Consider the following 12604-nt stretch of genomic DNA (forward strand, 5'->3'; position numbering starts at 1 on the left):
CCTCCGCAGCGGGGCGCCCTTCCACCCCAACCCTGCCCCATGGTGAGGAGAGGGAGGTGCCATTCGGCCTGGGATGGGTAAGGGATGGCTCACGATGTCAGGCCCCAAGGACCTTGCGGATGGCGGCTTCGTCGATGTCATCATGCTCGGCGATGACCACCAGTTGCGACCGGCGCGGTTCCTGTCCCCAGGGACGGTCGTATTGCATGCGGACCCGGGCGCCGACAGCCTGCACCAGCAAGCGCAGCGGCTTGCCCGCGACGGCGACGTGGCCTTTCACCCGGAGGATGTTCAGCTCTTCCGCCAGGCGCTGGATGGCGGTCGAAAGCGCCTCGGGGTCGGTAACTTCGGGCAGGTCGATGACAACGCTGTCAAAGTCCTCATGCTCATGGTCGTCAGCCCCGTCGTGGTGCGAGGGGCGGGAGGCGAGGTCATCCTCGGCGGCGGCATTCAGGCCCAGGATCACCCGAGGGTCGATCACGCCTTCGGTCATCGCCAGCATCGGGACGGGGCGATTCATCTCGGCGGCAATGACCTCGCGGGCGGTTTGCAGGCCCGCGTCCCCGGCGAGGTCGGCCTTCGACAGCAGGATCAGGTCAGCGCACAGGATCTGGTCCTCGAACACCTCGGACAGCGGGGTTTCGTGGTCAAGGCTGGGGTCGGCTGCCCGCTGGGCCTCGACCGCGTCCACGTCGGGGGCGAAGCGGCCGGCGGCCACGGCCTCGGCATCGGCCAGCGCGATCACGCCGTCCACGGTGATGCGGCTGCGGATCGCGGGCCAGTCGAACGCCTTGAGCAAGGGCTTCGGCAGTGCAAGGCCCGAGGTCTCGATCAGGATATGGTCGGGGCGCTGCGGCATGGCCATCAGCGCCTCGATCGTCGGGATGAAGTCGTCGGCAACGGTGCAGCAGATGCAGCCGTTGGCAAGTTCGACGATGTTCTCGACCGGGCACATCTCATCGGCACAGGATTTCAGGATATCGCCGTCAACGCCCACGGTGCCGAATTCGTTCACCAGGATCGCCAGGCGCTTGCCTTGCGGGTTCTGCATCAGGTGGCGGATCAGCGTGGTCTTGCCCGCCCCAAGGAAGCCGGTGATCACGGTGACGGGGATCTTGGTCAGGTCGGTCATTCGGCGGCCTCTGGCAGGGGATGTGGGGGGATGCGGGCGATCGATTGCTTGCGGAAGACAGTGGGACGCTCGCGCCAGGGAACGATTCCGTCCGGGCTGGCGGCGTATTTCCCGGCGCCTTCCAGGATCGCGGGGACGTCGTCAAGGGTAAGGCGACCGTAGACATAGGACCAGGCGCCCGGCTTGGTCAGCGAGATCGCGCAGCCGGTGTTGCAGGCCGACAGGCATTCGACCCCGACGATGCGCACGTCCTGGGGGGCGCCTTCGGCAAGCGCGGCATGAAGCTGCGCGCCGGGGGGCAGATCACCCTCGGGCACCGGCTGACCGGCCTTGCAGGTGGTGCAGACGTAAAGGGTCGTGCCCATATCAGCCTTCCTAAGGCGGCAAGGGTGGGCCAGCGAGGGGCCGCCCGGAAGATGGGCCGCCGATCACCGGTCGCGGAACACCCCGTCCGCCGGTTACCGTCCGCGCTGGCAGGTCTCCCGGCTTGCGGATACGGGGCGCCGAAAGTCTGGGCCCCACGGCCCCCCGCCTTCCCGGCTGATCGCCAGTGGCATTGGAGACCTCTCCGGTCACGGTCGCGGGGGCGGCTGCTTCTGGTCGCTTCCGACCTGTCGCATTCCCTCTTCGCCTGTCATAACAGGAACCAGCGCCCATCCACCTGTGGCAGATGGGGGCCCATTGTCAAGGACGCGACCGACCATGACCGACACCGATGCGACACCCGAAACCGAAGAGCTGGCCCGGCACGCCGCCAAGATGGCGAAGAAGAAGGCCGCGCGGGACAAGATCATGGCCGGGAAAGAGGGCGAGAAGGGCCTGATCATCGTTCACACCGGGGCGGGGAAGGGAAAGTCCTCCTCGGGCTTCGGGATGATCCTGCGCTGCATCGCGCATGGGATGCCCTGCGCGGTGGTCCAGTTCATCAAGGGGGCCTGGGACACCGGCGAGCGGCGGCTTCTGACCACCCATTTCGCCGACCTCTGCCAGTTCCACGCGATGGGTGAGGGCTTCACCTGGGAGACGCAGGACAAGGCCCGCGACATCGCGGCGGCGAAGGCGGGGTGGGAGAAGGCGAAGGAGTTGATCCGCGACCCCTCCATCCGGCTGGTCCTGCTGGACGAGATCAACATCGCGCTGCGGTACGGCTACCTGGACCTGGACGAAGTCCTGGCCTTCCTGGCCGAGGAAAAGCCCCCGCTGACCCATGCCGTGCTGACCGGCCGGAACGCGGCGGAGGCGCTGATCGAGGCGGCGGATCTGGTGACCGAGATGACGCTGGTCAAACACCCGTTCCGGGCCGGGATCAAGGCCCAGGCGGGGGTGGAGTTCTAGGGCTGTCCACGGTGGACATTCTCTGGAACTCAAGCAAAATCAGATACTTGATCGCCGACGTTTACCATTTGGCAAGGATTTGGCGGAGGGCGCAGATGCGGAAAACGGGACTGACATTGGTGCTGGTGCTGGCGGGGCTTGCGGCTGCGGGCTGCACGCCCCTGATCGTGGGCGGCGCGGTCGTCCTCGCCGACGAGGTGGTCGAGCAGGACCAGGGCGGCGACGGGCTGTTCTGACGACTGACCGAAGGACTTCCATCCCCTGCCCGGCGACGGCATCGCCAAGGCCTGCGGTGCGGGCGTAGGGTGGGTGTGTCCGCCCAGCGCGCGGTCGCGGATCGGGGTCAAGGCGGAGAGGAGCGAAGCGGACGTCCTGCCACGAGAGGTGCGGCAATGGCCGTGCCTGGCGCTGACCACAGCGTCGCCGGGCCTTTGGTTCGGGCGTAGGGTGGGTGTTTCCACCCACCCCGGTCGCAGGTCAGAACATGTAGGACACGCGCAGCCCGAGCATGTCGAGGTCACGCTCGTAAAGATCCGCGTCGTCCTCGCGGATCGCGTCGTAGTTCAGGTCGACCCGTACCGGCATCGTGCCGCCAACCTGTTCCCAGGATACGCCGAAAGACAGGCCCCGGCCCGTAGCGTTGACATAGTTGTCGGGCCCGTCCTCGGCGCGGCCGCGCACGATCACGGCCCCAAGCGACCCCATCACGCGGCTGCCATTGGCCAGATCGCTGGTGACCGTGCCCCGCAGGCGCAGGGCTGCGTCCACCTCGCACCAGGTCGGGGCGAAGTCCGTGCAAGCGTCGAAGGTGTCGCTCATCAGCTTGCCGCCCATCAGGTCGAGGTTGCCTTCGATCCCATAGGTCACCGTCCCGACCGAGGCGAAACGATAGCCTGCGGTGAGGGCCAGCCCGAAGTCGGTTGCCGAGGGTTCAAACCCCGTTACCTCGGACGCGGTGGTGCTGTTGGCCGACACGCCCAGCCCCAGACCGAAATATGCGTCCTGGGCCTGCACGGCGGGGGCAAGGGCCAGGAGGGCGGCGCTTGCAAGCAAAGTCATCTTCATGGCGATTCTCCCTTTTCGACGCCGCAGCCCGGGATGGAGCGCGGGTCGTGCGTCTGTCTTGCGCCCCGGTCGGACGGGCGGCCTTGACCGGGATCAATCGCGCGCAATTGGCGGGGGCGGCGTGGCATTGCTGCCACCTTTTTTGGCAAGTCGGGCTGAAGCCCGACCTACGCCAGTTCCAGAAGCCGATCGGTTGCGATGTGGGTGGCCAGATGATCGGCGAGGGCGTCGAGTGTCTCTTCGACCGTGCGGTCATAGCTCGTATTGCCCGGCGTCACCCCAAGGCTGGCCAGGAAGGCGCGGCGGAAGGCGTCTTCGGTGAACATGCCGTGCAGATAGCTGCCCATCACGCGGCCATCCTCGCGCATTGCCCCTTCGGGCTGGCCGTCCACGGTGAACATCGGGCGGTCACGGTCGGGGCCGGTCGTGCGGCCAAGGTGGATTTCGTAGCCTTTCACCTGCGTGCCAGAGGCGGGATGCAGGGCCGTGGTTTCGGTGACGCGCTTGTCGGGGGTCATGGTGGTGGTGAGGTCGAGGAGGCCGAGGCCGGGCACGCTGCCCGGCTTGCCCTCGATCCCGTCGGGGTCGGCGATGTCGCGGCCAAGCATCTGGTAGCCGCCGCAGAGGCCGAGGACCTTTGCGCCGCGCCTGAGGGCGGCCTGAAGGTCGATGTCCCAGCCTTGGGCCCGGAAATGCGCCAGGTCGGCGATGGTGGCCTTGGAGCCGGGGAGGATGATCAGGTCAGCCTCGACCGGCAGCGGCTGGCCGGGTTTGACGATCCGCAGCGTGACGCCGGGCTCCTGCGCCAGGGGGTCGAGGTCGTCGAAATTGGCGATGCGGTTCAGGTGCGGGACGGCGATCAGGAAGCTGCCGCTGCCCCGCGTGCCGCCGAGGTCGGCGGCATCCTCGGCGGGCAGTTTGTGGGCATGCGGGAACCACGGCACGACGCCAAGGCCGGGCCAGCCGGTGCGCTGCTCGATCAGGCGGTAGCCGTCGTCGAAGAGGCGCGTATCGCCGCGGAACTTGTTGATCAGGAAGCCCCTGATCATCGCGGAGTCGTCTGGGTCCAACACGGCCTGGGTGCCGACCAGTTGCGCGATGACGCCGCCGCGGTCGATGTCGCCGGTCAGGATCACCGGCACATCGGCGGCGCGAGCGAAGCCCATGTTGGCGATGTCGTTCGCGCGGAGGTTCACCTCGGCCGGGCTGCCCGCGCCTTCGACGATCACAAGGTCGGCCTTGGCCTGCAGGCGGTGGAAGCTGTCCAGGACCGGGGCCATCAGTTGCGGCTTCAGCGCGGCATAGTCCCTTGCGCGGACGGTGGTCAGGCGCTGGCCTTGCACAATGACCTGCGCGCCCGTCTCGGATTCCGGTTTCAGGAGGACGGGGTTCATGTCGACATGCGGCTGCACCCCGCAGGCGCGGGCCTGCAGGGCCTGGGCGCGGCCGATTTCTCCACCTTCGGCGACGGCGGCGTTGTTCGACATGTTCTGCGGCTTGAACGGGCGGACGGTCAGGCCCTGGCGGGTGTAAAGCCGGCAAAGGCCGGCGACCAGCATCGACTTGCCGACGTTCGAGCCGGCACCCTGGATCATCACGCGTTTCATGCCTTGCGGGCCATGAGCCAGAGGAAGAACACGCCCCCGACAAGGCCGGTGACCACGCCGATCGGCATATCCTCGGGCGCCATGACGATGCGGGCGACGGTGTCGGCGGCAACCAGGAAGATCGCGCCAAGGAGGGCGGAGAGCGGCAGGACACGGGTGTTGTCCCCGCCGACGGCGAGACGGACGAGGTGGGGCATCATCAGCCCGACAAAGCCGATGAGGCCCGAGAAGGCAACCATGACTCCGGTGATCAGGGCGCCCGCGACAAAGACGGTCAGGCGGAACCGCGCGACGGGGATGCCGAGGGAGGCGGCGGTTTCATCCCCGAGGGACATGGCGTTGAGGGCCGGGGCCTGGGACCAGAGCCAGAGGCCGGCGGGCAGCAGGACGGCAAGCGGGTAGATCAGGTGGCCCCACTGGGCAAGGCCCAGGCCGCCGAGCATCCAGAACACGACGGTATGGGTGGCCTTGGGATCGCCGAGGAAGATCAGGATATTGGCGCCCGCCATGATGATGAAGCTGACGGCGACGCCGGCCAGGACCAGGCGGTCGGCGCTGGTGGCCCCGGTCACGCGCGCGACGGCGAGGACAAGGAGGGTCGCGGCAAGCGCCCCGCCGAATGCCAAAAGCGGCACGGTGAGGAGGCCGAGGAAAAGCCCGGTGTGCAGAAGCGCCGCGATGGCCCCGAACGCCCCGCCCGAGGAGATGCCCAGGAGGTGGGGGTCGGCAAGCGGGTTCCGCGTGACCGACTGCAGGGCCGCGCCCACGATCCCGAGGCCGGCACCGACAAGGGCCGCGAGCAGCGCGCGGGGGAAGCGGATGTCCCAGACGATGGCCTCGCGGCCGGGGGTCCAGTCGGGGGTGACAAGGCCGGGGACGACATGGTTTGCCAGCACGCCCCAGACGGTGGCCAGCGGGACGGCGACCGCGCCGACCGAGACGGCGGTGAGGATGGCAAGGAGGAGTACCCCGCCGCCGCCAAGGGCAAGGGCGGCCCGGCGGGTCAGGCGGAGGGTGGCGGAAGCCGGGGTGGAAAGCGGGGTTTCGGTCATGTGCGTCCCACCGGGGCTGCTTCTCGGCGCTCTTTCCGGCCCTTGGCGCAAGTCGAGAGGCGCGGCAGTGGCGGATTGGCCAGGGTGCGCTCGTCGATGCACTTCGTGCACTCCTCGCTGGTCGGGCGGGGCGCGGTCCGTGGCGCTCCATCACCATGCGGCCGGAAGCGGGGGTGCCTCTGGCTGTGCCGGGGCAGATCGGCCGGCGGAAGCTGGCCTGGCGTCCCGGGACGGCTTGTCGATCCGGCCCCGGCACAGCAAGGCGTGCAAGCGAAGAGCGGCGAAGCCATGCGATGAGCGGTTCGGGGGATTGCGGACGCCGAGGTGCCTGTCGCCACGGTTTCGGCCCTGCGCCAAGATGACATCGTCTGGGCGGTCCGGCCTGCAAGGAAAGTGCCGTGGTCCGTGGCGGGGGCCTGCGGTTCGTGCATCCGGGGCTGGGTCAAGTTGACCGGGGTGACAAGCAATGTCGCGGTCATGCTTGGCCCCTTGGGAACGATGAAGGTTGTGACCGACTTGCCGCGCTGGCGAAGCCACTCGATGGGCGTCTCGGGGGAACCGCGGGCGCGGGCGTTCCCTCTGCCAAGGTTTCGGCCCTGTGCCGCCCGGCTATCGTCTGGGCGGCCAGACCTGCGAGGAAAGCGTCATGCGCCGTGCCGGGGGCCTGCGGTTCGCGCATCCGGCGCTGGGTGGGGTTGACCGGGGTGGCAAGCAGCGTCGCGGTCGTGACTGTGCAAAGGCCGCAGCGAAGAGCGGCGAAGCCGTGCGATGAGCGGCTTGTGGGGCGCACCGGCGCAGGAGTGCAGTCTGACATTGTCGCACTCATCCCGCGCATTCCACGGTCGGCTGTGCGGCAGAACGTCCCCCACGCCCCGCGCCCGTGACCACAACCCGGCGCGGCGTGCGCGCGGACCCGCTGCGCGAGAAGCGCGGCGGGCAGCAGGGTCATGGCGGCGCGGCGGTGCATCACTTGTCCCAGAAGCCCGCGACCAGCTTTTCCACCGCGCGGATGTTGCGGGGGCCGGGCGTGGCCTCGACATACTCAAGGACGACATACCGATCATTCTTCACCGCGTCGACATTGGCGAAGGCGGGGTTGGCTTCCAGGAAGGCGATCTTCTGGTCCGCCGTCACGTCGCCGTAGTTGACGATCACGATCACTTCGGGGTTCCGCTCGACCACTGGCTCCCAGGCGACGGTGGCCCAGCTTTTGTCCAGGTCGTCCATGATGTTGCGGCCGCCTGCTGCCTCGATCAGGGCGGTGGGCATGGCATAGGCGCCGGCGGTGAACGGGGTCTCTTCGCCCGAGTCGTAGACGAAAACGCGCAGCGGCGTGGTGCGGTCGACGGCGGCGGTGATCTCGGCCAGCCGGGCCTCATAGCCGGCGACCAGCTCTTTCGCGCGGTCCTCGATCCCGAAGATGATCCCGAGGTTTAAGAGGTCGGCGTACATGTCCTGCATCGAGGATTTGGCCTTGGGACCGACGAAGATGCAGCTTTCGGTCAGCTCGTAGGTCTTGATGCCCAGGGGTTCCAGCGTCTCGGGCGTGACCTCGCCGCCGACCTTCATGCCGTAGTTCCAGCCGGCGAAGAAGAAGTCGGGTTCGGCACCGACGAGGACCTCACGCGTGGGGTATTGGGCGGACAGTTCCGGCAGTTCGGCGATCCCGGCGCGGAGTTCTTCGTCCAGGGTCTTCCAGCCGGAGACGCCGGTGTAGCCGACCATGTGGTCGCGCAGGCCAAGGGCCAGCATCATCTCGATCAGGTTCACGTCATTGGCGATGGCGCGGGCGGGGGGGGCGTCGAAGGTGACGGTCCGGTTGCAGCTTGGCACGGTGACGGGGAAAGCCAGCGCGGGGGTGGCGGTGAGGAGAAGGGCAAGGAGGGCGGTTTTCATCTAATGGTCCGTCAGGTGGAAGGAAAAGCGGGGGGCCGTGCCGGTGCGGTCGATGCGCGTGGCGACACGGAAGGCGCGGGAGATGGTGGCCTCGGTCAGGGCCTGGTCGGGGGGGGCGTCGGCGATGACGCGGCCCTGGTCCAGGATCAGGACACGGTCGGCGAATTCGGCGGCCAGGGTCAGGTCGTGCAGGGTGCAGACGACGGCCAGGCCAAGGCCGCGCAGCAGCCGCAGCAGTTCCAGCTGGTGCCGGATGTCGAGGTGGTTGGTGGGTTCGTCCAGCACCAGGATGCGCGGTTCCTGCGCCAGGGCGCGGGCAACCATGACACGCTGACGCTCACCCCCCGACAGGGTGCCGAAGCGGCGGTCGGCAAGCTGGGCAAGGTCCATCCGCAAAAGGGCCGCGTCGGTGATCGCCTTGTCGCGCGCGCCCGGCCCCATGCCCTGCCGGTGCGGCAGGCGGCCAAGAGACACGATCTCGCGGCAGGTCAGGGCAAAGTCGGTGGGTTGTTCCTGCAGGACAGCGGCGACGATGCGGGCGGCCTCGCGCGCGGAGTGCTGCCAGAGGTCGCGGCCCTGGACGAGGACGGTGCCCGAGAGCGGGGCCTGGTGGCGGTAAAGGAGGCGCAGGAGCGAGGATTTGCCGGCCCCGTTCGCGCCGCAGATCGCCAGAACCTCGCCCTCGGCCAGGGTGAACGAGATGTCGTGCAGGATCGCCGGGGCGCGTTTCGGGCCCCACGTCACGCCCTTGACCTGCATCACGGTCACTGGATCGCCCCTTCCCGCGTGACGATCATCGCGGCGGGGATGCGGGCGAGCGTGGTGTCGATCAGGCCCGGCGGCAGGTCGCGGCCGGTCATCCAGCCGTCGTCCAGGGCGGCATAGGCGCGGGCAAACTCGACCAGTTCGTCCAGGGGCTGGTCGGGGTCGATGTCGCCGAAAAGCCAGGTCGCCTTTTCGGTGGCCCGCCAGCCGACGATGCAGGGCTTGCCATGGTCGGGCACGCACCCGGCAAGGCAGGCGGTGCCCGAAACCTCGAACTGGTCGCCAAGGCCCGCGGCCGAGATCGCGGCGCGCAGGTTCTTCAGCAGCTGGAACCCTTGCGTGCAGGCCTGGCCGGTATGCTTGCAGGCCTTGCAGACAAGGATCTGGTGCGGCGCGGATTGCGGCACGGCATAAGGTCGGGCGCGGCGGCCCTGGGGAAGATCGTCCATCGAACACTCCTTCCGGGGCACCCCGCCCGGTGGGTCACGTCTTCGATGGCAGGTCTCCTGACTTCGCGGGTCGCCGCTTCCCCCTGCCTTCCCGGCCTGCCGTTCAGACGGCGGGGCCAGTGGCGTGAGAGGGGTCGCTCGCCGCTTACAGTTGCGGGGGCAGTCGGGGATTTGGCGGCTGATGCCTACACCTCACCCCGTTCCCTTTTCACCCGGCCGCGCTTGGCTTGGCCGGGAACCATCACCAATCTGTGTGCGCCGGAATGCGGGGCGGGGCAAGACGGAAAACGACGCCCCCGGGACCAGAGGCGGCAGGCGCGGTCAGGGAAGCCGGGCCAGGATGGCATCGACCAGCTCCGGAAGCGGCTGGGCGATGTCAACGGTAATCGCTTCGTCCGGGCCCGGAGGCTCCAGCGCGGCGAACTGGCTGTCCAGCAGCGAGAGCGGCATGTAATGGCCGGTACGCTGCGCCATGCGGGCGGCGATCAGGTCGCGACTGCCCGCAAGGTGGACAAAGGTGACCGGCCCCCCTGCCCCGGCCCGGATGCGGTCGCGATAGGCGCGTTTCAGGGCCGAGCAGCCAAGGATCACCGGCGCCTCGGCCCGCAGGGTGGCGGCCACCTGGTCCAGCCAGGGCCAGCGGTCGGCGTCGGTCAGAGGCACCCCGGCGCGCATCCTGGCGACGTTCTCGGGCGGGTGCAGGTCGTCGCCATCGCGGTAGCGAATCGCCAGGCGGGTCGCCAGCGCCTCGCCGACCGAGGATTTGCCGCAGCCGGCGACGCCCATGATCACCAGCCTCAGGGCGTCTTGCGGGGGGTGGGTCGTGGTCATGGCGGGCTCCAGTCCGGGCGGGGGGCCAGAATGGCAGAGGATGTGGCGGGGAAAAGGGCGAAAGTGCCACGCGGATCGGCGACCGGGCGCCACCTTTGTGCGGAGGCGCTTGCCTTGCGCCCAGGTTGTTTCTTAAGAGTGCGTGTGAGTGGTGCGCAGATCGCCCTATGGTTGTCTGTTTCCCCGTTGCTGGGAGAGGTACGAGTATGCAGACACCCTGGAAGCTGTGGCGGGAACTGGACCGTCTGGGGCAGCAACTGCGCGGCGTCACCGAGAGGTTCACCGATCCCTTGCAGCAAAAGCGCCTGGACAAGCTGGTGGCGAATGGGTTGCCCTGCCTGCAGGGCCAGGTGCCGCTGACGGACCGGGTCGCGCTGTTCCTGGTCTATCAGCCGGGGGGTCTTAGTGCCTCGACCTTTGGCACGCTGCGCTGGCTGGCCGGGCTGGGCTATGCGCCACTTCTGGTCTCGAACGCGCCGCTTTTGCCGGCCGACCGCGAGGCGTTGCAATCGCTGGTCTGGCGCGCGGTCGAGCGGCCGAATTTCGGCTATGACTTCGGCGGCTACCGTGACGGGCTGACCTTGCTGGAGCAATGGTCCGTGCGGCCGGAAGAGCTGTTGATCCTGAACGACAGCATCTGGCTGCCGGTCCTGCCGGAAAGCGACCTTGCCGCGCGCCTTGCGGCCGAGCCGGCCGAAGTGGCCGGGACGATCCTGCGCAAGCGCGGGGAGGAGCGGTTTCTGGAAAGCTATCTGTACCGGCTGCGCCGCCCGGCGCTGGAGCATCCGGCCTTTCGCGATTATTGGTCCCGGCTGCGGCTGACATCGAACAAGTACTACGTCATCCGCCGGGGCGAACGCGGATTCAGCGCGGCGATGCGGGCGGCGGGGCTGCGGGTGGCTGGGGTCTATGACACCGAAACCGCCGCGCTGCACCTGGCCGAGCAGGACGACGATTTTCTGCACCGGACACTGGAACATGCGGCCTATATCGACCCCCACCTGCAGGCCGAACGCGATCACCTGCTGGCGTCGCGCGGGCGCAGTTTCCGGTCGGCCACGGTGGCGCATGTCGGCAAGGTGCTGGAGAAGCGGCAGCTTTATTCCAGCTTCCCCTATGCGTCGGTCCAGCTGATGGGATATCCGGTGCTGAAGAAATCCGCCGAGCCGATCAGCCGCGCCTGGCGGCAGGCGCATCTGCGCGCGATCGAGGCCGGGCGGCTGCACGCGCCGCCGCCGCCGATCCTGTCCGAAGTCCAGGCACGGGACGCCGCAGGGTGAGCCTGCCGCCCTGGTGGAAGATCAAGCGCGAGTTGGCGCGGGTGCGGGACGCGGCCACGCGCGCCCTGGGTCGCGCGCTGGTCGAGCCGCCGCGCCAGTGGCTGTACGACCGGGCGACCGACCGCAACGAGCGGGTGACGCCGGGCCGCCTGCCCCTGACCGGGCGGGTTGCGGTGCTGGTGCTGTTCCAGCCGCGTGGGATTGCTGCATCCGTGCAACTGACGCTGGACCATCTGGCTGCCGAGGGCTGGTCGGTGCTGGCGGTGTCCAATGCGCCCCTGTCCGACGCCGACCGGGCACTGGTGCAGGAGAAAGCCGCGCTGGTGCTGGAACGGCCCAATGTCGGCTATGACTTTGGCGCCTATCGCGCGGGCGTGCGGCGGCTGGACCGGCTGGGCCACCGGCCCGAGCGACTGATCCTGATGAACGACAGCACCTGGTTTCCCTTGCGCGAAGGTGACGACACCCTGCGCCGGATGGAGGCGATGGGTGTTGGCATGGTCGGGCATATCTTCAAGACCGAGGGCACCGCAGACAGGGACCATGTCGAATCGCACCTGCTGATGTTCGACGCCAAGGCGCTGGCGCATCCGGCGCTGACCGGGTTCTGGCGGGACTATCTGATGTCGGACGACCGGGTGCTGACGATCCGGCACGGCGAGAAGGGGCTGACCCGCGCCGTCCGTGCGGCGGGGCTTGAGGTTCGTGGCCTGATCGGTCGGGACAGTCTTATCACCCACCTGCGAGTGTTGGACGATGCCGAATTGCTGGCTGTCCTGCGCGAGGTGGTGCATCACCGCGCGGATGCCAAAACCTTGTGCGAGGGAATTGCCGCCGCCGCCGCAGCGGGGCTGGACTGGCGCGAGGATTTCCTGGCCTGGGTGGACAGGGCGCTGGCGAATTCGTTGCAGCACATGGTCTCGACCACGTTCATCGCGCCGGCGATGCAGGTCTGCGGGATGGGCTTCGTGAAAAAGACCAGTGACCGCCGATTCCATCTGGCCCGGCAAAAGGTGCTGGAACTTGACGCAGCGGGACGCATCGCGCCGCTGCATCCCGCCGTCCGCGCCGAGATCACGGCCAGCGTGGCGGGCTGGAAACCGTCTGCCGCAGAGGCGCGGATGGCGGCGGCCTGAGCAAGGCGGCTGCACCCCGCCACGCAAGGCGCGGCGGGGCAGCTTGTGTCAAGAGG

13 protein-coding genes and 2 riboswitches are annotated in these 12604 nt (G+C 68.5%); of the genes, 4 read left to right on the forward strand and 9 right to left on the reverse strand.

Annotated elements, in window-relative coordinates; genetic code table 11:
• Nucleotides 1–97 precede the first annotated feature (97 nt).
• Together cobW and CXR42_RS15950 are read right to left on the reverse strand one after the other, a co-directional pair.
• Complete coding sequence (cobW, locus tag CXR42_RS15945; protein WP_103258568.1) at nucleotides 98–1132, reverse strand: cobalamin biosynthesis protein CobW; 1035 nt, start codon at nucleotides 1130–1132, stop codon at nucleotides 98–100.
• The gene (locus CXR42_RS15950) at nucleotides 1129–1497 is read right to left on the reverse strand and encodes a DUF1636 family protein (protein ID WP_103258569.1); all 369 of its coding nucleotides are present in this window, start codon (nucleotides 1495–1497) and stop codon (nucleotides 1129–1131) included. The genes cobW and CXR42_RS15950 overlap by 4 nt, the downstream gene beginning before the upstream one ends.
• 90 nt (nucleotides 1498–1587) lie before the next feature.
• Nucleotides 1588–1798: riboswitch (cobalamin riboswitch) on the reverse strand.
• Between the two features lie 36 nt (nucleotides 1799–1834).
• Between CXR42_RS15950 and cobO the strand changes: the two genes are divergently transcribed.
• Nucleotides 1835–2467: a cob(I)yrinic acid a,c-diamide adenosyltransferase gene (gene cobO, locus CXR42_RS15955; protein ID WP_103258570.1), complete on the forward strand. Its 633-nt coding sequence runs from the start codon at nucleotides 1835–1837 to the stop codon at nucleotides 2465–2467.
• A gap of 95 nt (nucleotides 2468–2562) precedes the next feature.
• On the forward strand, nucleotides 2563–2703 hold the full coding sequence (locus tag CXR42_RS19615) for a hypothetical protein (RefSeq protein WP_180996086.1): 141 nt from the start codon (nucleotides 2563–2565) through the stop codon (nucleotides 2701–2703).
• Nucleotides 2704–2944: 241 nt separating this feature from the next.
• Here CXR42_RS19615 and CXR42_RS15960 read toward each other — a convergent pair whose 3' ends face one another.
• From CXR42_RS15960 to CXR42_RS15990, 7 genes are all read right to left on the reverse strand, one after another.
• Entirely contained in the window at nucleotides 2945–3532 is a 588-nt protein-coding gene (locus tag CXR42_RS15960; protein WP_103258571.1) for an outer membrane beta-barrel protein, read from the reverse strand.
• Nucleotides 3533–3699: 167 nt separating this feature from the next.
• On the reverse strand, nucleotides 3700–5139 hold the full coding sequence (locus tag CXR42_RS15965; protein WP_180996087.1) for a cobyric acid synthase: 1440 nt from the start codon (nucleotides 5137–5139) through the stop codon (nucleotides 3700–3702).
• Nucleotides 5136–6191: a FecCD family ABC transporter permease gene (locus CXR42_RS15970; RefSeq protein WP_103258572.1), complete on the reverse strand. Its 1056-nt coding sequence runs from the start codon at nucleotides 6189–6191 to the stop codon at nucleotides 5136–5138. Before CXR42_RS15970 ends, CXR42_RS15965 begins: the two co-directional genes overlap by 4 nt.
• Before the next feature lie 966 nt (nucleotides 6192–7157).
• Entirely contained in the window at nucleotides 7158–8087 is a 930-nt protein-coding gene (locus tag CXR42_RS15975) for an ABC transporter substrate-binding protein (protein WP_103258573.1), read from the reverse strand.
• Nucleotides 8088–8846, reverse strand: coding sequence for an ABC transporter ATP-binding protein (locus CXR42_RS15980; protein ID WP_103258647.1), 759 nt, complete (start codon nucleotides 8844–8846; stop codon nucleotides 8088–8090).
• 5 nt (nucleotides 8847–8851) lie between these two features.
• A complete protein-coding gene (locus CXR42_RS15985) occupies nucleotides 8852–9301 on the reverse strand; it encodes a DUF1636 family protein (RefSeq protein WP_103258574.1) in 450 nt (149 codons plus the stop codon).
• Nucleotides 9302–9331: 30 nt separating this feature from the next.
• A riboswitch (cobalamin riboswitch) is annotated at nucleotides 9332–9559 on the reverse strand.
• Nucleotides 9560–9622: 63 nt separating this feature from the next.
• Complete coding sequence (locus CXR42_RS15990) at nucleotides 9623–10132, reverse strand: gluconokinase (RefSeq protein WP_245875465.1); 510 nt, start codon at nucleotides 10130–10132, stop codon at nucleotides 9623–9625.
• A gap of 206 nt (nucleotides 10133–10338) precedes the next feature.
• Here CXR42_RS15990 and CXR42_RS15995 point away from each other — a divergent pair, with 206 nt between their 5' ends.
• Nucleotides 10339–11412, forward strand: coding sequence for a rhamnan synthesis F family protein (locus CXR42_RS15995; protein WP_180996088.1), 1074 nt, complete (start codon nucleotides 10339–10341; stop codon nucleotides 11410–11412).
• A complete protein-coding gene (locus CXR42_RS16000; protein ID WP_103258576.1) occupies nucleotides 11409–12548 on the forward strand; it encodes a rhamnan synthesis F family protein in 1140 nt (379 codons plus the stop codon). The genes CXR42_RS15995 and CXR42_RS16000 overlap by 4 nt, the downstream gene beginning before the upstream one ends.
• Nucleotides 12549–12604 lie beyond the last annotated feature (56 nt).

The organism is Tabrizicola aquatica (genome assembly GCF_002900975.1).
GTDB classification, from domain to species: Bacteria; Pseudomonadota; Alphaproteobacteria; order Rhodobacterales; family Rhodobacteraceae; genus Tabrizicola; species Tabrizicola aquatica.

Bases quoted from the DNA above. Each gene is read 5' to 3' on its own strand.
- cobW (WP_103258568.1), bottom strand. From the start codon at position 1,132: ATGACCGACCTGACCAAGATCCCCGTCACCGTGATCACCGGCTTCCTT.
- CXR42_RS15950 (WP_103258569.1), bottom strand. From the start codon at position 1,497: ATGGGCACGACCCTTTACGTCTGCACCACCTGCAAGGCCGGTCAGCCG.
- cobO (WP_103258570.1), top strand. From the start codon at position 1,835: ATGACCGACACCGATGCGACACCCGAAACCGAAGAGCTGGCCCGGCAC.
- CXR42_RS19615 (WP_180996086.1), top strand. From the start codon at position 2,563: ATGCGGAAAACGGGACTGACATTGGTGCTGGTGCTGGCGGGGCTTGCG.
- CXR42_RS15960 (WP_103258571.1), bottom strand. From the start codon at position 3,532: ATGAAGATGACTTTGCTTGCAAGCGCCGCCCTCCTGGCCCTTGCCCCC.
- CXR42_RS15965 (WP_180996087.1), bottom strand. From the start codon at position 5,139: ATGAAACGCGTGATGATCCAGGGTGCCGGCTCGAACGTCGGCAAGTCG.
- CXR42_RS15970 (WP_103258572.1), bottom strand. From the start codon at position 6,191: ATGACCGAAACCCCGCTTTCCACCCCGGCTTCCGCCACCCTCCGCCTG.
- CXR42_RS15975 (WP_103258573.1), bottom strand. From the start codon at position 8,087: ATGAAAACCGCCCTCCTTGCCCTTCTCCTCACCGCCACCCCCGCGCTG.
- CXR42_RS15980 (WP_103258647.1), bottom strand. From the start codon at position 8,846: ATGCAGGTCAAGGGCGTGACGTGGGGCCCGAAACGCGCCCCGGCGATC.
- CXR42_RS15985 (WP_103258574.1), bottom strand. From the start codon at position 9,301: ATGGACGATCTTCCCCAGGGCCGCCGCGCCCGACCTTATGCCGTGCCG.
- CXR42_RS15990 (WP_245875465.1), bottom strand. From the start codon at position 10,132: ATGACCACGACCCACCCCCCGCAAGACGCCCTGAGGCTGGTGATCATG.
- CXR42_RS15995 (WP_180996088.1), top strand. From the start codon at position 10,339: ATGCAGACACCCTGGAAGCTGTGGCGGGAACTGGACCGTCTGGGGCAG.